The 18,915-nt window shown below is 44.7% G+C and carries 15 protein-coding genes; 5 read left to right on the forward strand and 10 right to left on the reverse strand.

Annotation, left to right across the window (positions count from 1 at the left end; all coding sequences use genetic code 11):
- Nucleotides 1-172 precede the first annotated feature (172 nt).
- The 3 genes from gluQRS to sfsA all read right to left on the reverse strand — a co-directional run bounded on the left by gluQRS (nucleotide 173) and on the right by sfsA (nucleotide 2,418).
- Nucleotides 173-1,051: a tRNA glutamyl-Q(34) synthetase GluQRS gene (gene gluQRS / locus L2740_RS15915; protein WP_248951104.1), complete on the reverse strand. Its 879-nt coding sequence runs from the start codon at nucleotides 1,049-1,051 to the stop codon at nucleotides 173-175.
- Between the two features lie 59 nt (nucleotides 1,052-1,110).
- Nucleotides 1,111-1,554 (reverse strand): RNA polymerase-binding protein DksA, encoded by a 444-nt coding sequence (gene dksA, locus L2740_RS15920; protein WP_220759072.1) that lies wholly within the window; start codon nucleotides 1,552-1,554, stop codon nucleotides 1,111-1,113.
- A gap of 159 nt (nucleotides 1,555-1,713) precedes the next feature.
- Nucleotides 1,714-2,418, reverse strand: coding sequence for a DNA/RNA nuclease SfsA (gene sfsA / locus L2740_RS15925; RefSeq protein WP_248951105.1), 705 nt, complete (start codon nucleotides 2,416-2,418; stop codon nucleotides 1,714-1,716).
- Between the two features lie 249 nt (nucleotides 2,419-2,667).
- On the opposite strand from sfsA, the gene pepB reads away from it, so the two are divergent.
- Nucleotides 2,668-3,945, forward strand: a complete 1,278-nt coding sequence (gene pepB, locus L2740_RS15930; RefSeq protein ID WP_248951106.1) for an aminopeptidase PepB — start codon at nucleotides 2,668-2,670, stop codon at nucleotides 3,943-3,945.
- A gap of 169 nt (nucleotides 3,946-4,114) precedes the next feature.
- Nucleotides 4,115-5,239, forward strand: coding sequence for a winged helix-turn-helix domain-containing protein (locus tag L2740_RS15935; RefSeq protein WP_248951107.1), 1,125 nt, complete (start codon nucleotides 4,115-4,117; stop codon nucleotides 5,237-5,239).
- A 524-nt stretch (nucleotides 5,240-5,763) separates the two neighbouring features.
- Here the strand turns inward: L2740_RS15935 and L2740_RS15940 are convergent.
- On the reverse strand, nucleotides 5,764-6,075 hold the full coding sequence (locus L2740_RS15940; RefSeq protein WP_248951183.1) for a hypothetical protein: 312 nt from the start codon (nucleotides 6,073-6,075) through the stop codon (nucleotides 5,764-5,766).
- An 86-nt stretch (nucleotides 6,076-6,161) separates the two neighbouring features.
- The gene (gene thpR, locus L2740_RS15945; RefSeq protein ID WP_248951108.1) at nucleotides 6,162-6,683 is read right to left on the reverse strand and encodes an RNA 2',3'-cyclic phosphodiesterase; all 522 of its coding nucleotides are present in this window, start codon (nucleotides 6,681-6,683) and stop codon (nucleotides 6,162-6,164) included.
- Nucleotides 6,684-6,850: 167 nt separating this feature from the next.
- Here thpR and hrpB point away from each other — a divergent pair, with 167 nt between their 5' ends.
- Together hrpB and mrcB are read left to right on the forward strand one after the other, a co-directional pair.
- Nucleotides 6,851-9,373: an ATP-dependent helicase HrpB gene (gene hrpB, locus L2740_RS15950; RefSeq protein ID WP_248951109.1), complete on the forward strand. Its 2,523-nt coding sequence runs from the start codon at nucleotides 6,851-6,853 to the stop codon at nucleotides 9,371-9,373.
- Nucleotides 9,374-9,396: 23 nt separating this feature from the next.
- On the forward strand, nucleotides 9,397-11,760 hold the full coding sequence (gene mrcB / locus L2740_RS15955) for a penicillin-binding protein 1B (protein WP_248951110.1): 2,364 nt from the start codon (nucleotides 9,397-9,399) through the stop codon (nucleotides 11,758-11,760).
- Between the two features lie 84 nt (nucleotides 11,761-11,844).
- On the opposite strand, the gene L2740_RS15960 is transcribed toward mrcB, so the two are convergent.
- Complete coding sequence (locus L2740_RS15960; protein WP_248951111.1) at nucleotides 11,845-14,418, reverse strand: family 20 glycosylhydrolase; 2,574 nt, start codon at nucleotides 14,416-14,418, stop codon at nucleotides 11,845-11,847.
- A gap of 632 nt (nucleotides 14,419-15,050) precedes the next feature.
- On the opposite strand from L2740_RS15960, the gene L2740_RS15965 reads away from it, so the two are divergent.
- Nucleotides 15,051-15,755, forward strand: coding sequence for a glutathione S-transferase family protein (locus tag L2740_RS15965; protein ID WP_248951112.1), 705 nt, complete (start codon nucleotides 15,051-15,053; stop codon nucleotides 15,753-15,755).
- A gap of 83 nt (nucleotides 15,756-15,838) precedes the next feature.
- Here L2740_RS15965 and L2740_RS15970 read toward each other — a convergent pair whose 3' ends face one another.
- From L2740_RS15970 to L2740_RS15985, 4 genes are all read right to left on the reverse strand, one after another.
- On the reverse strand, nucleotides 15,839-17,014 hold the full coding sequence (locus L2740_RS15970; protein WP_248951113.1) for a sugar transporter: 1,176 nt from the start codon (nucleotides 17,012-17,014) through the stop codon (nucleotides 15,839-15,841).
- 188 nt (nucleotides 17,015-17,202) lie between these two features.
- The gene (locus L2740_RS15975) at nucleotides 17,203-17,421 is read right to left on the reverse strand and encodes a GNAT family N-acetyltransferase (RefSeq protein ID WP_420833539.1); all 219 of its coding nucleotides are present in this window, start codon (nucleotides 17,419-17,421) and stop codon (nucleotides 17,203-17,205) included.
- Between the two features lie 247 nt (nucleotides 17,422-17,668).
- Nucleotides 17,669-17,881 carry a hypothetical protein gene (locus L2740_RS15980; RefSeq protein ID WP_248951115.1) on the reverse strand — a complete coding sequence of 71 codons (213 nt, stop codon included), beginning with the start codon at nucleotides 17,879-17,881 and terminating at the stop codon, nucleotides 17,669-17,671.
- 96 nt (nucleotides 17,882-17,977) lie between these two features.
- Entirely contained in the window at nucleotides 17,978-18,733 is a 756-nt protein-coding gene (locus L2740_RS15985) for a hypothetical protein (RefSeq protein WP_248951116.1), read from the reverse strand.
- Nucleotides 18,734-18,915: the final 182 nt, after the last annotated feature.

The following is an 18,915-nucleotide window of genomic DNA, read 5'->3' on the forward strand; positions in this document are numbered from 1 at the left end:
AACTAAGACCTGTCTGCGTTTGTTCTTCAGCTTTTGGAGTATCTTCAAACAGCTGTTTACAGAATTGACTAATACGGCGAAAAATGGGACACCTCTGATTTGGATCTTAATTTGGGTAAAAACAAGTGGGCTATGATAACTCAATTAAAGCTTAATGAGTATACGATTGATCTCACGTATCAAGCAGTATTTCTGATTGCTTAGGCACTAATGCCAAATCAAATTGCTCAACTGCTTGCGCTATCATAGTGCTGACTTGAGATTCTGTGGTTACTGGCGATTGACCTAAAAAGGCTAATGCCGCGTTAATACTGGCTTGTGGGTGTAGATTATCTATCGCTGGCGCATGATTTTGCTTAGACAGTTTTCTACCTTTTTCAGCACAAGCTAGTGGTAGATGTAGCCATTTTGGTACAGGCGATTGTAAAATCTGATATAAGCTTTCTTGACGACATGTTGGCTCAAGTAGGTCACAACCACGCACCACTTCAGTAATATTTTGATGAATATCATCTAACACCACCGCCAGTTGGTAGGCGTATAAACCGTCGCTTCTTTTGATAATAAAATCTTCAGCAGCAAAGGCTTCATCAACGCTGACTTGTCCCATATGCTGGTCGACAAAGTGCGCAACAGCATAAGGGTTACGTACTCGAATTGCACCTTGGGTCAATGCTTGTGGCAATTGGCCACAACGGCCATCGTAACTGCCGCCCATAGCTTGAATTTGCTTACGGGTGCATTGGCAATAATAAGCTTGGTTATCTTGTAACAACTGCTCGATTCTTGCTTGATATATATCGAGGCGTTGGCTTTGGTAGAGCACCTCTTCATCCCACTCAAGACCATAGGCTTCGAGGGTATTTAATATGGCGCTGCTTGCTCCTGCTATTTCTCTTGGCGGGTCGATATCTTCGATACGCACTAGCCATTTTCCCCCCATAGAGCGGGCACGCAAATAGCTGCCGAGGGCAGCAATTAATGAACCAAAATGAAGAGGACCAGAAGGAGAGGGCGCAAAGCGGCCTATATAAGAAGTCGTATTAACCATTTATAGCAGTCGTAAAACAAAAGAGCGGAGCTAAAAGCTCCGCACTTATTAGGTAGGTATTAACCTGCCATTTGCTTTTCTTTGATCTCAGCAAGCGTTTTACAATCGATACACTGATCGGCTGTTGGACGTGCTTCTAATCGACGAATCCCGATTTCGATGCCACAAGATTCACAGAAGCCAAAATCGTCTTCTTCAATCTTTTGCATTGTCTTTTCGATCTTCTTAATTAGCTTACGTTCTCTATCACGAGCACGTAACTCTAAGCTGAACTCTTCTTCTTGAGCAGCGCGGTCGACAGGATCTGGGAAATTAGCCGCTTCATCTTGCATGTGATTAAGAGTGCGATCAACTTCTTCGCGCAATTGGTTACGCCATGCTTCAAGAATCTTCTTAAAGTGACCCAATTGAGCCTCGTTCATGTACTCCTCACCTGGTTTTTCCTGGTAAGGATCTACACCTGCGATAGCGAGCACGCCAAGTTTTCTAGTGCCTTCAGGCATAACGCATCTCCTGTTAATCATTTGCGTTGTTGGGCGTCTTTAAATAACGGCCGCTATCTATACCAGAAAGCTTTTCACTAGGCAAATAATTTATGTTTATTGGGGGCCATTCTTTGACTATGTCCGCTATTCAGAACAATTTCAACTGTATCTGCTGAATTAAAGCTTAACCGGACAGGATTTAACCAAACTTGCCTCTGAGGGCGATAACTCCGCACTATAGGCGATAATCTCGACACCTTTTTTGTGAGCCTCAGCAAGTAATTTGGCGTAATCCGGGTCAATATGTGCTGCTGCTTTAACACTCTTTATGCCCGTATGCTGAACAACAAAAAGCAGTATTGCACGGTAGCCCTGTTCGACCATTTCCATCAGTTCTCGTAGGTGTTTTTGCCCACGAGTTGTTACTGCATCAGGGAAATATCCTTGTCCTTCATCTAGTAATGTACAACTTTTGACTTCTATATAGCAGTTTGGCCTATCAAAATCTTCAAGCAGAATATCAATGCGGCTATTTTCATTGCCATATTTCACTTCTCGGCGCAGTGATTGATAACCTTGCAACTCAGTTATTACCCCATTTTTAATCGCTTCTTCGGCTAAAGCGTTTGCTCGCCCTGTGTTGATGCCAATCATGTGGCCAGCAGACGTTTGAGCAAGCTCCCAAGTGCGACTGTATTTGCGCTTCGGGTTGTCAGAAACTGAGAACCAAACTTTCTCACCTTCAAATAAACAGTTTTTCATCGAGCCGGTGTTTGGGCAGTGAATGGTGACCGTTTCACCATCTTCGAGGCTAATATCAGTCAAAAATCGTTTATAGCGTTTAATCAATACGCCACTATCGAAACTAGGATCAAATTTCATGGTGAGCTCAATTTGTAGTTAATTGGCTGTAGGTTAACAGAAACTCAAGTAAGAGTGGCTTGGCAAGTTTGCTGTTTTAATTGCTGGTTCGGCTCAGACCGCTAGCTGAGCGCTGATAAACCCTGCGACTAAGCTTTAGAATTGCAAATGGATGCAGTAGACTGCTTGCACTAAAAATAGGCTGGTTGCTGATAATTAGGTCAAAACCTAGGTTATCTCAACATCGATTTATATAATAAGGACCTACAAATGACGGAATTTATGCAAGTAACTTTGAGCCATGAAGCCGCTGCAGCTCATTGGGGCAGAGCGGATGTTACTTTTCAGGCTGATTCGGCCACTATTCATTTATCTGCAGGCGACAACTTACTGCAAGTGCAGCAAGCTGCGCGCAAGTTAGAGCTGCAAGGCGTTACTCAAGTCGCATTAACGGGTGAGTTGTGGAGCCTTGATCTGCAATGGGCTTTTGCACAGGGCTTTGCGACAGCATTAGCTGCGCCAGTCATTAAGTGGACTGGCGATGAAGCAACACAAGCATTGCTGACAAGCCGTCTTGAAAGTGCCACTTTTGCTCGTCAGCTTATCAATGAAACTCCTGAAAACTTGTCACCAGTGGTACTTGCTAGCCAAGCTGCCAAGTGGCTAACTGAAATTGGTGGCGACAAGGTAAGCTATCGCATTATTGAAGGTGAAGAGCTGCTTGAGAAAAAGTGGATTGGTATTCACGCAGTTGGTCGTGGCAGTGAACGTCCGCCAGCTTTACTAGAGCTCGATTTTAATCCTTTAGCCGCTGATGCCGATGTGTCTGTCGCCCTAGTGGGTAAAGGGATTACATTTGACTCAGGCGGTTACAGCATTAAAGGCTCGGAAGGCATGCTGGGCATGAAGTGTGATATGGGCGGCGCGGCAACCGTTACTGCAGCGCTAGGCCTTGCAATTAAATCAGGTCTGAATAAGCGTGTGAAACTGTTTTTATGCTGCGCTGAAAACCTGATCAGTGGTCATGCATACAAGCTTGGTGACATTTTAAAATATAAAAATGGCGTGACTGTAGAAGTGGTTAACACTGACGCAGAAGGTCGTTTAGTGCTGGCTGATGGCCTGCAAGCAGCATCAGAAACTGGCGCACCACTAATTATTGATGCCGCTACACTTACTGGCGCTGCAGTTATGGCAGTTGGTACTAACTACAACGCTATTTTCTCGCCAAAAGCTGAAGTGTTAGCTTTAGCACAACAGAAAGCCTTGGCTGTAGGTGAGCGTGTATGGCCGCTACCGCTAGACCCATGGCATAAAGATAACTGTCCAAGCCCTTATGCTGATACGGCTAATAGCCGTCCAATGAAAGGCGGTGGCGCGGGTGGTGCATCAAACGCTGCGGGCTTCTTGTGGCGCTTTGTCGCGCCAGAGGCAAACTGGTTACACATTGACTTAGCATCGGCGTTTTCTGATACCGGTGATCATTTATGGTCAGCGGGTGCTACCACTCATGGCGTATTAACCATTGCTGGTTTGCTAGAAGATTAACCCTTAACGTTAATAAAAGACTTAACATGCCTCGCTGTTGCGGGGCATTTTTATTTGCAGCTGAACAGCTTTTGACTTTGATTATCCATATAACCATTTTTGCGTAATTCGCATTTATGTTGCAATATTGTAATTACCGTTTAGGCGCTGCAAAGCAAAGGCTTTTGTTATGACGCTAAGCTTTAAAGAATTTTCTGTCGATAGCGCAGCACTAGAACTGCACGTAGGCGAGCATGTTGTCGCTATTGATGAACGTCATATCTTATTGCTGCGACTTTTAGCTGAAAATTTTCCTGAGCACTGCTGCAAGCAGCAATGCTTAGGGTATATCTGGCCTGATACTGTGGTGTCAGATATGTCTTTGTCTAAACTGGTATCCGATACGCGCAAAATCTTTGTTAATGCAGGCTATGATGGCCCGCTTATTCAAACCGTACATGGTCGCGGTTACCGGCTCGAACATGCATTAGGTAAGCAAATCGCTGCTCAGCAAGAAGCGCAAAGAGCCAATCAGGCACAGCTGTTAGCTGCAGAGAATCAGCCTAACCAATCGTCTATATTCAGCCCAGCGCAAACTGCGACTCATACAGAACAAGTTTTTAGTGAAAGCGAGCAAACCTCTGGTCACAGCGAGCAAGCCTTTAGTCAGAATGAACAAGCTTCTAAACGCAGTCACGACAGCGCGAGCATTGCTACTGAGCAGTCTTTGCTTGACTCTAACTCTAACTCTAACTCTAACTCTAACCTGCAACCTCTGGATAAGCAGCAGAGTAAACATTCACAAGTAGCCGCTCCATTAGTTAATTGGTGGGAGATTTTTGCCAAGGTGCTTATTGCTGTGCTTTTGGTGCTGGGGTTGTTGTTTCAGTTTTGGCAGGGCGGGTTTAATACTGAGCCGAGTAAGCAATTAGCTTACAGTGAGCCTAATGGAGCTATTGGCCGCATACTTTGGGTTGACGATAATCCACAGAATAACCTAGTTGAAAAAGCCTTTTTTGAACAAAAAAATATTGGTGTTTATAACACTGTGACCTCAGAAGAAGCTTTGATGTTATTGACCATGTATAACTATCAAGCGGTTATTTCAGACATGGGGCGCCATGGTGATTCTTTAGCTGGACTTAAGTTATTGCAGGCTATTCGAGCTAATGGTCATAAAACACCGTTTTACCTCTATACCTACGTGGAATCGGCAGGGGTTATTGATGCCATTCAAGAAAGTGGTGGTCAAGCTGTGGTTGTTGACTCTGAATCTTTGTACCTTAAAGTGCTAACTCACTTTGAAGTTGAATGAGCTATTACTCATTGGCTTTTAAACCTCCTCACTATCACAGATTTAATTCAGCTAAATCTTGGCACTTCTAGCACTGGAGTTGTTTGCGCTTATCGCCCTAATTCTAGTGTAAATAGCATTTGCTAATACCCTAGTTTTAGCGGTTAACTCGCTGCTTTCAAAACTTTTCAAACAATTTCAAATTAAATCAATAAGGCATGTTACGAGGTTGTGATATTACTAAATGCAATCGCGATTGCTGTTACCACTGTGATGGGGGCTAAAGCCGCATTTTCTTAAGTCTTAAAGTAATAGCTTTAAAGTTCGAGTTTGAAAGTAAACGTTTTAAAGTGGGTTTGTTTTAAAGCGAAAACCAAAGCCATGGCTGGATATGGCTGGAGTGAAAACGATTTTTTAGAGGCGCAATTTTTTAAACGCAAATAGAACGACAACAATAACAGAGATTGTCTTGAACCGTCTTCGATTAGCCACCTAGCGAGAGGTGGCATTTTTTTGCCTGACTTTCAGCAATCTCAATAACTTTATTAATCGTTAAAGCCGTCTTGAATAAATAGATGCTTAGTTTGGTTAAACGTACTTTCGCTACAGTTAACAAAATCAATTGCATACTGAGCATTGTCGAGTCTGAACTTATCTGTTTTAGCAATTTCATACTCGTTCATTACGATATTCATCGCTTCTTGAGTCCACTCTGCTTCACCTGTACCGATTTTCACTTCTGGTGGATCGTAATGGGTGATCATCCAATTTTGCACGGCTTCGGCGTCAATTTCGCCTTGCTTCCAAGATGTGAGTAGCGCGATAAGTTGGGCTTTAGTAATTTCGGTGGTTTCCATGATTATCTCATTAGCAGGAACTGAATGACGCATAGGTTAGCCCAGATTAGGTTAACCACAAACAATTATACTAATCGCTGCTCGAATTAGGTTAATTGCCAACTATGCAGCGTCGGGTATTCAACGCCATTTTTGCCCGGATAAGATTCAAATAAACATAGCTTGCTAGGCTGCAACGTTATCGGCTGATAATCCACTGCTTCGACATTCTGCTTGGCTTTGCGAGATAGCGTAACATGTGGGTTGTAGCTGTATTCGCTGCAATGCAGTTGTAGCTCTGCGGCAATAGATTGGGCATCGGCAGCAAGTTTTAGCAAGTTAACATTAGTGGCTGTGCCGTTTAGGCATAAAATTTTCGGCTTGTGCCAATGAGCAATTTTATCAAGCGTCACACTAAACTGGCGCTTATTAAGCTTATCGACACGCTCGATTAACGCTTGCATTTGTACTGGTGTGGCGCCACCTAAAAAAGCTAAGGTCATATGCAAATTCGCGGCCGGTACTAAGCGCACATTAGCTGGTAGTTGCTGCTGAATTGCAACGACAGAGGTGGTTTGCAGTTGGTTTAGCCTAAAGCCTAAAAAAATGCGTTTAGTTTTTAGTGTCATAGTCTGTAGGCCTGAAAATACCAAATATAATAGGCGTTAATCACGTTGCTCACTTTACTCATGGCTAGCTGTTTAGTCTAACGCCCCTTTTAGAGTACACTAGCCCTATTCGACCCGCCTTTCAATGCATGCTGTTACCAACAGTTAAGGCATTGACCTAGTTCATTATGGTAGATAAACCACCCGTGACCTCATTACCTATTCATGCCTTACTTACGCCACTTAGAGATGCATTTAAGTGCCAGAATCAAGTGATCCTTGAAGCACCAACCGGTGCCGGTAAATCAACGGCTTTGCCACTGGATATGCTTGATTGGTCAGAGATAAAAGGCAAAATTTTAATGCTTGAGCCACGTCGAGTAGCAGCGCGTAATGTGGCGCATTTTATTGCCAAGCAGCGTGGTTGCGAGCTCGGCACGGAAGTGGGATATCGGGTCAAAGGCGACTCAAAAGTATCGCAGCAAACTAGATTAGAGATTGTCACCGAAGGCGTACTAACGCGGATGATCCAGCACGATCCTGAGCTTAGCGGCATCGACATGGTGATATTCGATGAAATTCATGAGCGTCACTTAACAACTGACTTAGGCTTGGCACTTGCGCTTGAGATCCAAACAAGCTTTCGCGAAGACTTAAAAATTCTGGCCATGTCGGCAACCTTATCAGGCTTGCCGCTGAGTGATGTGATGCCTGACGCCAAACTGCTTAAAAGTGAAGGGCGCAGTTTTCCTGTTGAGCATAGCTACAGCGCGGTGAACAATCAAAGCCATTGGCTCGAACATATGGCAAAGGTGATTATTGCCAGCCTCAATGAGCATGCCACAGGCTCATTACTGGCATTTCTCCCTGGGCAAGGTGAGATCAATCGCTTACATGGCATATTGAACGCGAGGCTAGATAGCAGTGCTTATATGATCTGCCCGTTATACGGCAGCTTAAGTGCTAAAGCGCAAGATCAAGCGATTGCACCAGCGCCAGAAGGCATACGTAAAGTCGTGTTATCGACGAACGTGGCTGAATCGAGTTTAACCATCGACGGCATTACCCAAGTTATTGATTCAGGCTATAAACGCCAAGCTCGTTTCAACCCCAAAACTGGGGTAACTCGGTTATCTCTAAAGCGCATTAGCCAAGCATCGGCGGCGCAACGAGCAGGCCGTGCCGGCCGCTTAATGGCTGGCTTTTGTACGCGCTTATGGAGCCAGGAAGAACATGGCCGATTAACTCAAGCCGATGAGCCAGAGATCTTACACACAGATTTACTGTCTATGGTGCTAGACGGGGCATTTTGGGGAGTGAAGTCATTAGCCGAGTTGCCAATGCTAACCCCGCCATCTGTGGCAAATGAGCAAGTGAGTTGGCAATTGCTGCAAACGATGGCCATGGTCAATGATGCACGTTTAATTACTCCCCACGGTCGCGCTGCACACATGCTAGGTTGTAACCCAAGGCTTGCACATATGCTATTGATGGCCAAGCAGGTTGCAAGCGACAATAGCGATGTTAATTTTGCTGCACTGGCATGTATTCTCGCGGGCACGCTTGAGTCAAGGATCCGTAGTCGTCAAGGTGCGGACATCAGCCGCTATTTAACTGAAGCCCTGCAAGGCGAGTCGCAAAAGCAGATCCGTAACTGGGTTAATACGCTTGAGTTATCGGCCTTAGGTCGAGTCGATTTAAACCAAGTTGCACGACAAGCGAGCCGAGATGAAATCGCCATTTTGCTGGCTTATGCTTATCCTGACCGGATAGCTAAAGCGCGCGGTGTAACCGGTTACCAACTTGCCAACGGCAGTGGCGTGGAATTGCTAGCAGAAGATACACTATCTGGTTCATCTTGGTTAGTGGTTGCTGACTTTCAAGAAACAGCAGGGCGTTCACAAGGCAAAGTTTATTTGGCTGCTGAGTTAGACCCGCAGCTGTTTACTGCAGAATTAGAGCCTTTAGTAACCTCTCTAGAACACGGCGGTTGGGATGATGTTAAAGGGCGTTTTTTTGCTGAAAAACAGCAAAAAGTTGGCCAGATTTTATTAAGCCAAACCCCAATAAAAAATATCGATCAAGACTTAATCAAGCAGGCCATTGAAGAGCAAATCCGCCTAAAAGGCCTGTCATTAATGAACTTTAATGAAGCTTGTCAGCAACTACAGTATCGAGTCAGTCTGGCAAGGCAGTACTGCCCAGAGTATGACTGGCCTGCACTTGATAACGAAACCTTGTTAGATACTTTGGCTGATTGGCTTAGACCTTACCTAGATCAAGTTAGAAGTCTTGCACAATTGCAGCAATTAGATTGTTATACTCTGCTGCTTAATCTTTTGCCGTGGGATTTACAGCAAAAGCTAGACAGTTTACTGCCCAAGAAATGGCCACTGGCCACAGGCAGTAACGTCACCATTGAATATGATGATTTAGGTCGGGCTTTGTTAAGCGTTAGGTTGCAAGAGGCCTTAGGTATGCAACAAAGCCCGCTGTTAGCTCAAGGCAAGTTAGTGGTCACTATGGAGCTATTATCGCCAGCTCATAGGCCGCTTGCACTCACCGCAGATTTAGCCAGTTTTTGGCAAGGGCCTTATGAGCATGTGAAGAAAGAGATGAAGGGACGGTACCCTAGACACCTTTGGCCAGATGACCCAGCCAATACCCAGCCGACCAAATTTACTAAAAAGAAAACGCTTAGCTCGCAATAAGCGCTAAACGTTACGGAAGTACAATGACAGATAAAGCGACACCTAAAGCGGCAGCTAAAAAAGCACCAGCGAAAAAGAAGCCTGCAGCGAGAAAACCGAGAGCAACCAAAAAATCTAGCGCTAAAAAGGCTGGCCCAGGTTGGGGCAGAAAACTATGGTCTATCTGTTGGAAGCTTGGCTTAATTTTAGTTGTTGTGATTGCCTCCTACGGGATCTATTTAGACCAGATTATTGCCCGCAAGTTTGAAGGGCAGAAATGGCATCTTCCGGCACAAGTTTTTAGTCGCTCAATGGCGCTGTATCCTGGCGCGGCGGTGAGCCATGGTCAGTTGATGGCAGAGCTTAAGTTACTTGGTTATCGTAAGGTGGCGAATCCGCGTCAGGTGGGCGAGTTTTCTGCATCCAAGACTAAAATCGATTTGTGGCGTCGACCGTTTTTGCACCCTCAAGGGGATCAGGTTGAACAAAGAGTGATGATCACCTTTGACAGTAACGGTGTGGTATCAGTTGCCCGTAATAGCGATAAGCGTCAGTTAGCGGTATTTCACTTAGAGCCTGTATTGCTCGACCGTATCATCACTGGCGATGGCGAAGACCGTTTATTTGTGGCAACCGACAAGCTACCTAAACACTTAGTTGAGGCGTTGATTTTAGTCGAAGATCGCAGTTTCTATGAGCATCACGGTGTCAATCCATTTGCGATTTTACGTGCCGCTATGGTTAACATTAGCGCTGGGCGCACTGTGCAGGGCGGCTCAACTTTAACTCAGCAGTTAGCAAAGAACTTCTTTTTATCGAGCGAGCGCTCTCTTACCCGTAAGATCCGTGAAGCCTTAATGGCGATTATTATCGATTTTCGCTATGAAAAAAATGAGATTTTAGAGGCTTACTTAAACGAAGTGTATATGGGGCAAGATAAAGCTCGCGGCGTGCACGGTATGGGGCTAGCCTCGCAGTTTTATTTTGGTCGACCCATTGCTGAACTTACTGTCGCGCAACAAGCGTTTTTGGTGGCAGTGATTAAAGGGCCATCTTATTACAACCCATGGCGTTATCCTGAGCGTGCACAAGACCGACGAGATTTGGTGCTGCGCTTGTTGATGGAAGCGGGTGAACTTAATAATGCACAGTATCAAGCAGCTGCAGAGTCACCACTAGGCTTACGTAAAGCGAATCGCTCTGTACACCAAAAGCTGCCGGCGTTTTTCTCAGTGGTTAAGCATGAGTTAGCCAATCGATATGGGGATGCTTTGTTACAGCAATCGGGCATTAAGGTATACACCACGCTTGATCCTATGGCGCAAGAGGCGGCAGAAAAAGCGGTAGAGCAAACTCTAAAACAATTGGGTAAAAACGATGAAAGCTTGCAAGTGGGTATGGTGCTTACCGACAAATATTCGGCAGGTATTGCCGCTATGGTGGGCGATAAAGTACCGAGTTACAAAGGCTTTAACCGTGCAGTAGAAATTCGTCGTCCAATTGGTTCATTGATTAAGCCTTTTGTTTATGCCACCGCGCTTAATCAAGGTGATAAATATAATTTAGCCTCGCCGCTAAAAGATCAGCCTATCACTCTGAAAAATGGTCAAGGTAAAACCTGGTCGCCACAAAACGTGGATAAGCAGTTCCGCGGCCAAGTGCCGTTATTAACTGCGTTTAAGAAGTCGATGAACGTACCAACAGTGAATCTGGGTATGGCGATTGGCGTGAGTGATGTCGCGACCACACTCGATAAAGCCGGCTGGCGCGAGAAAATCCCTGAGTATCCATCTATGTTGTTAGGGGCGGTTAACGGCTCGCCATTAATGGTGGCGCAGGTGTTCCAAACCATTGCCGATGATGGGCGTTATCGTCATCTAAATTCGGTGACGACAGTATTGAATGCGCAAAACCAGCCTCTGGCAGCATCAAGACCACAGGCATCACAAGCGATACCGGCAGCGAGTAACTTTTTGGTTAAGTATGCTATGACCCAAGTGGTTGAGTCGGGCACGGCTAAGCGTTTGGGCAACAACTTCCCTTATGTCACGCTTGCGGGCAAGACAGGCACCAGTAATGATTCGCGTGACTCATGGTTTGCCGGTTTTGATGAGCGAAACGTGGCCGCGATTTGGGTTGGCCGCGACGATAACGGTAAAACAGGGCTTTATGGCAGTAGCGGTGCGATGGCGGTGTATCAAGCTTTCTTAAATAACCGTGCCCCATTGAGCTTACGTATGGCGCCTGTTGATGGTGTGGTGCAAGGTTATTTTGAGCGTAACAGCGGCGTGGCTAAGCAAGCCGATTGTGATGGCGTAGTAAAAGTACCAGCGCTAAGAGAGAGCTATCAGCCAGTTGCAAACTGCGGCGAGCCTTTGCCATGGTGGAAGAAGATGATTGGCGGTTAGCAGCTAATTGTAACTTGAGCATATAAAAAAGCAGCCTATAAATTGGCTGCTTTTTTTAGCTCGTTAAAATAACTGACTTTTTAGCTATTCAAAATAACCGACTCGGCTAGTGTGCTCGCCAGAGCGTGAACGAATTTGCATCGCACCTGACTGCTCTACAGGCTCGCTATATTCCTGCCAATTTACACCGTTATCTAGGCTGTACTCTATGGTTAAGCCTGGTAGCTGGTTAATGATATGTACCTGATTATCAATGACCTTTGCACCAGGAATTGGTAGGTAGAAACGGATCCCCGCTTCTGCAAGTTTTGGATATTCTTTTTGCGCTAACACACTGGCAAATTCTGCCCACTGACGCGCTTTTTGCTGTTGCTCGCTAGCTGGCACGGTATTGCGGTGCCATGCGCGCTCAGCTAAAGCAATAATACGCGGGAACACCATCTCGCCTAGTTGTTCTGGAGTACGGATAGTTTCACTCCATACCTGACCTTGAATACCGGCAATATTCTCAGGCTTGTTAAGTTGCGGCAACGCGCGACCCACTAGATCTTCTAGATTGGTAATTGGCTCACCAGAGCGAGTGAAGTCGGCATTGGCGTAAACATCCTCAGGGATAAAATTAAATACCTTTTCGACATCGGTATAGCGTGCAGCCCAGTATAGGCCGCGCTCAGTTGGATCTGGCTCTTGTGGGTGGTCAAAGTACAAGTGCGTGCCCATTGAAAGAATCGAGTGGTAGCCTTCATTGGCGAGTCGATAGGCGCGATCTGATACGCCCCATTCCCAAATATTATCCCACGCGTGCACAAAGACTTTATCGTTAGGGAATTGCTCGATAGGGAAAGGCGTGATTCTGTCGTACATAATGCCATCTTCCCAAGCTGAAATATTCAGACCGCGAGCAGCTAGTACTTCCGCCGCTCGGCGAGTGAAATAGGCTTTTAGATCTGCTGGGCCTTTTACGCCGTTGCCTGCAGTTTGGTAAAGCTCATTACAAATTGGTGAAGCAGTCCAAGAGCCGACACCTACTTCATCGCCACCAATGTGGACATTGTTGAGTTTTAAGCCAGCCTGGCGGTACATCTGCTGTAGCTCGTAGGCAACTTTATCGATAAAGTTGTAGGTTGAATCCATACATACATTGATGGAGTTATCGGTAAAGTATTGCATCGTTGAATATACAGACGCATCGTTCGGATCTGACAGTAAATAGGCGTTTGCCGCTGCTTTATTGCCAGCTTTAAGTAATTTATCTTGCCTTAGTTCCATCGCTTTAATTGCAGCGCGAGCATGGCCCGGCATATCAATCTCTGGGATCACTTCAATATGACGCTCTTTGGCGTATTTAAGAATATCGACAAACTCTTCTTTGCTATAAAAACCATTGGTTTGTGACGTTTTAAAAGGTCCTGAACCGCGTGTTGGCAACATACATTCAGTTTCTGATAAATCAAAACAGCGCTGACTACCTAAATCTGTTAACTCTGGTAGCCCTTCAATCTCTATTCGCCAAGATTCATCTTCGGTTAAGTGCAGGTGCAACTTGTTGAGCTTGTAGTGCGCCATTTGGTCGATAAGTTTTTTGGTGATCTCTACGCCGTGGAAGTTACGGCTCATGTCGTACATAAAGCCGCGCCATTCGTATTGCGGCGCATCATTGGCGCTTAGGCGAGGTAATTCAATTTGGCTATGAGTGCCGCTTGGTGTCAGGCTTAACAAACTTTGAATCGCGTAAAATACGCCAGCGTTATCAGCACCAATAATTTCAATACGATTCTTTTCAATTTCTAAGCTGTAGCTTTCAGCTGCCCAGTCTTCATCGCCATCATAAATCGCTAATGAAATGAGTTTTTTATCTTGAACAGGTAAGTTGTTTGGTGTGACTTTTAGCGAACCATTTAGCTTGCTATCTAAGGTATCTCCCAGCAAGTTTGCTTCTGACTTAAGACTTCCTTGGTAGGAGATCTGCCAGTCTGCAGTTAGCTGTGTACTTGAGCTACGATATTTAACCTGGTTGGGTGTGGGGATGATGACTCGCTTGGCTGCTTCTTCTGATAGCGCATACTCTTGGGTTGCGCTGTAACGATCATATCGCCAAGCGCTAGTGGGTCTTTCCCAGTGATCTTTAGGGCTGCTGTAACGCTGGTATTGCTCAGGTTTATCCAGTGGCTTGATATATTGGCTGCTATCTTCGGTATCGGTTGAGCTAAAAATAGCTGGAGTGAGTGAGTTTTGGGTGATAAAGCTTCTAGGCATAAAGTCGCTATAAGAGGATGCCCAGCTCTCGCCTTCAAACGCTATGGTAAGCTTTTCACCCGCTTTAAGGCCTTTGAAGTTTGCCGTTGGAGTGATTTTATAAAGATCGCCTTGGACAAACTGAAAAGCTAAACCTTCAGACTCTTTAGTTAGAATTGGACGGATCACATTGGTATAGATCACCCAGTCGGCAGTACCCGCAGGTAAATCAACATTAGACTGGTTGATTAGTTCGATATTAGCAAGGTGCGACTTATCACCATTATGGTAGTTATCGACGACTTGCCATGACCAGCTCGTTTTATCTGCGAACTCGTTAAGCTCCGCTTGGCTAAAATCTGCCGACGCGTTTAGGCTCGATAGTGCAACCGTTAAAGGTAGCAATCCTTTTAAAATATTCACTTACACTCCTAAATCCTGAAATTAACTATTGGCTAATTGATTGTGGCTCTAACAGCTAGCGGCGCTGATATAAGCGATAGCTCCAGTCCAGTTTATTAGCTGTCGAAATAGAGTTAGCTTTTGTAAGTGACGAGCCATACTGCATATGATTGCTCATTATTTAGAACCATCAATGACTAGGCTTATCCTTGCTTCACCGAGTGTTAACGCTATCTGTTGCTAGCTAACATCATAATTACTCGTTAGTGGTAATCGTATAAATCTATATGTCGGTGCCGCGCTTATTAAAAGCTCCGTCTTTTAACAAAAATGTAATCTTGGCTAGATATACGTCAAAGTGACAGCGCTGTCAATTTGTTGTTAATGCAGTGTAAGTGGGTATTCTTAAACTGGAATTAATTCCATAGTTGCTGTGTTTTGTAGGCGAAAAACCGATACATAATTGCCAGTATTTAGTAAATAGTTTTCAGAGAATAAGTGACAAGTTTTGATGGGGAAGTGACTTTTAGTTAGTCGCTTAACCTCTGGTTTTAAGGCGTTTGAATAAAGTTTTCAATTTTATTTCGTCTTTTTAGAAAGCGGCTCGTCTTAAGGGAGTAATCAATAACAGATGACTCATTCGGAGAGCCTAAATGATCAAACTAATTAGCTTTAAAAACTGCCCATTTGTCCAGCGTGTTATGGGGGCGCTAGTGATGAAAAATGTCCCATTTGAAATCGAATATATTGAACTGAATAATAAGCCGCAGTGGTTTTTAAATATTGCGCCTAATGGCCAAGTACCAGTGCTAGTGACTGAAGATAAAACTGTACTGTTTGAGTCTGATGCTATTGTTGAGTACTTAGATGATAAATATGCGCCAATTGAGCAAGTGTCGGCTGAGCAAAAAGCGTTAGACCGAGCTTGGTCGTATCAGGCGAGTAAGCACTATATGCCACAATGCGGCACTATGGGCAGTAAAGACCAACAGACATTTGAAACTCGACTCGCGAATTTGGCCAAAGCCTTTGCTAAAGCTGAAAATCAATTAAGCGAAAGTATGTTCTTTAAAGGCGATTATATCTCCAATGTTGATATTGCCTGGCTGCCGTTACTGCATCGCGCTGCGGTGATCCGTAATTGTTCTGGCTTTGATATGTTAGCGGGTTACCCGAAAGTACAAAAGTGGCAAGCGGCACTGATTGATTCGGGGTTAGCCGATAAAACTGTACCGGAAAACTTTGTCGAAACCTTTAGCAGTTTTTACCTAAACAATACCTATCTTGCGAGCCTAATGAATGGCACTGAAGCCGTGGCATCATCAAATGGCTGCGCATCAAGTTCTTGCTGCGGTTAAAGGTTTCATCAAAAAGGCGATGCTCTTATGAGCATCGCCTTTATTGTTTTCGGATTTGCTGAGTTTAATAGTGGGCTTTTATATTAGTGGGCTTTTACAAGCTCAGCGCGTCTGGCTTTGAGCAAACAAAGTAATGGAATAATTGCAATGATAACGATTAATGCTGCCCAATTACTGTTTTGAATCACCCCAAATCTGGCAGCAATAATACTGCCAATTAATGCGCCACTGCCTATGCCTACGTTGAAGAGACCTGAGTAAATCGCCATGGCGACATCGGTGGCATCTGGTGCGAGTTTTAAGCCTTTTGACTGCAGTGATAAGCACATTAGCATCATGCCGGTACCCCATAAAATACACAGCGGCAGCAACAACCACATATAACTGGCAATAAAAGGTAAAATCGCCATACAGCTACCTAAAATCGTGATGGCAATCATCAACAATTGCTGAGCATATTGACCTTGATAGCGGCTAAATAGCGCACTACCAATTAGGCCTGCAGCACCAAAGATTAATAAAATCATGGTAGTAATATTGGCGGAATAGCCAAAATGTTCTTGCAGCAATGGTTCTAAATAGGTGTAAACGCTATAGTGAGCCGTGACGAGTACCATAGTTAATACGTAAAGCCAGAGTAAGGCTTTATTGCGCGCCAGTGCAGGCAAACTGCGCCAGCTACCACCGTGAGTTGCAGGTAAGTTCGGTAGTCCGCGCCAAAGCAGTAGCATCATGATTAGGGTTAGCACAGCGATTAAACCAAAGATGCTACGCCAACCCACCAATTGGCCTATCACGCGTCCAAGAGGAATGCCGAGTACCAGTGCGAGCACGCAGCCGGTAGCAAAAATGCTTAAAGCTTTTGCGCCTTGCCCTTCAGGTGCTAGACGTACCACTAGGGCAGGGGCTATCGCCCAGAAGAGTGCATGGGTAAGGGCGATACCAACACGGCCAGATAGCAAGATGTCGTAGCTAGGTGCCCACACACATATGCCATGGCTAATAATAAATACTGACATTAGCCCTAGCAGTAGCTTTTTACGTTCAAAGCGAGCAAACAGCAGCACTGCAGGCAGTGAAGCTAGTGCAACAACAGCGGCATACACGGTCAGCATAGGACCTACGGCAACGGTGCTCATATTAAAGCTTTGCCCAAGCGCAGCCAAAATACCTACAGGTACAAATTCAGTTGACACAAATACAAAGGCGGTAAGTGCCAATAACCATACTGGTGCCCAAGTGATAAGGCGCTGTTTCATTCGATCTAACATCCAAAATTGAAAGGGCGGCAAGTCTACGCCCTATTGCTGACTAAGGCGATAAGCTTGACGGTAAAATGTGCAATTTGTGAAGGTGGCGGTATTTTTTAAGCGGTGAACAAACCTGAGTCCAAATAGGCTAATTATCGCTGTTTGCGATTCCAAGTGTGTTGAGCGTATTGAGCGTATCAATAGTGCTTCAACAAAAAATAACGCGCAGGACTTTTACTGGTGGCTGGCACAGTACCGATAATCTCAAAGCCTAGTTTTTGATAAAACAGCGGTGCTTGGAAAGATAAGGTATCGACTTGTGCCATAATGCAACCGCGATTTTTAGCCTCAGTCTCAGCATATTGCATTAGTTTCTTACCTATCCCAGAGCCTCTTTGTTGCTCATCGACCCACAAAACATTATACCAATCAGTATAAAGATTTGATCGCTCAGCGAGAGTTTAGCGGTTCTGAGGCAAGGCAACGAGTGAAGAGCATAGTTATCCTACGTTTAAGCTTGTTAACGCAGTATCAGAGCCGCTAAAACTCGCCATTCTGGAGCGTTTTTGGCTGCCTACTTCTGCGTTGAATAACTTCAAAAGGGAGCAACCATTCTTTCAGCTATTCGCCTTGAATTAGTTTGCCAAAAACGCTCTGAGTAGATCAACTTCTTATACTGATTGGTATTCTCAAGAAGTTGTCATAGATGGTGCATCCGGCTATGCCAGCGATTAACTTTCCGCTTTTGTCATGGGCTACGACTGACAATGGCTGAGAGGTTTCTGGCCCCATGTGTTCAACATTGAACTGGCGCACTCCAGCAATTAATGCATTAACGTTTGCAGTGTTGTCATCATCCATGACTGTTATTTTCATCTTACATCCCCAGTAATTAATCTCGTAGCTGGTATCTAGTGACTCGTATTGAGCCCCTCTAACTAGCACTATAAATGTCTACTATTGCAGCCCTAGTTAGAACCAACTTTGCTCGATCGCCGTTGAAAAGGTAACAGAGTAATGAGACAAAATTGCACTGTGACCTGCAGTAAACATCTTAAATGATGCATCTGTAGGTACAGTGACAGAACTACTCGTTACATTGAGGATTAGCTCTGGAAACAAGATGGAGCTGGCAGCATTGACCAAATCTTGCGCTTCACTCAGTGGGTAATCTGTATTAGTTAGTGATGCGGTTGAAATAGCCGATAGTTTTGAGTCTGACACTTCAGTTGTCACCGAGTTATTTGTTAGCTCTGCTATTGCTTCGTTTTGATTGTTGACCAATATAGCTACTGCAAAATTAGCAGGTTGGTCAGCGGTGTATTGATAACCCTCTTCGAACTCAATATCTCGGCTGTTTTCAAAAGTGAAGTTGGCGATTGCACTATCTGCTGGCAGATTGAAGATGATTCGTGATGTTGTCGTGCTTTTGGCGTAATCATTTTTGTGCAGCACATCATTGTACGCGTACTCAACTCTCACTTCTTGCTGATTGGTTTCGTCATTTAACCGGCTTATACATTTTACACTGATCTTGTCTGTCGCAGTGCATAAACGAGTAATAATAGTGTCAGATAGGCCTACTTGTTGCGCGGCACTTCTGAATTGGTCATCGACGATTACTTCATCATCGTCATCATCAGGGTGCAAGATGTTATCGATATATTCACAGCCACTGATATTTAGGCATAACAAACTGACAGCTAGTATTTTGAATTTAGTATTCATAAATCGACAACTCTCTATATAAAAATAGATAAAAACCAATATTGACGTCAATTTAGCATTGTTTGCATTGGGGGGAATAGCGATTTTTTTAAACAGATTGTTGTCAGCATAAGTGTAAATTTTGGCGCATAGACTTGACAGCTATTTTGCGTCGATTCGTCAACTTTGACTTGTAGTTTGTC

The organism is Shewanella pneumatophori (genome assembly GCF_023283895.1).
In the GTDB taxonomy this organism is placed as follows: domain Bacteria; phylum Pseudomonadota; class Gammaproteobacteria; order Enterobacterales; family Shewanellaceae; genus Shewanella; species Shewanella pneumatophori.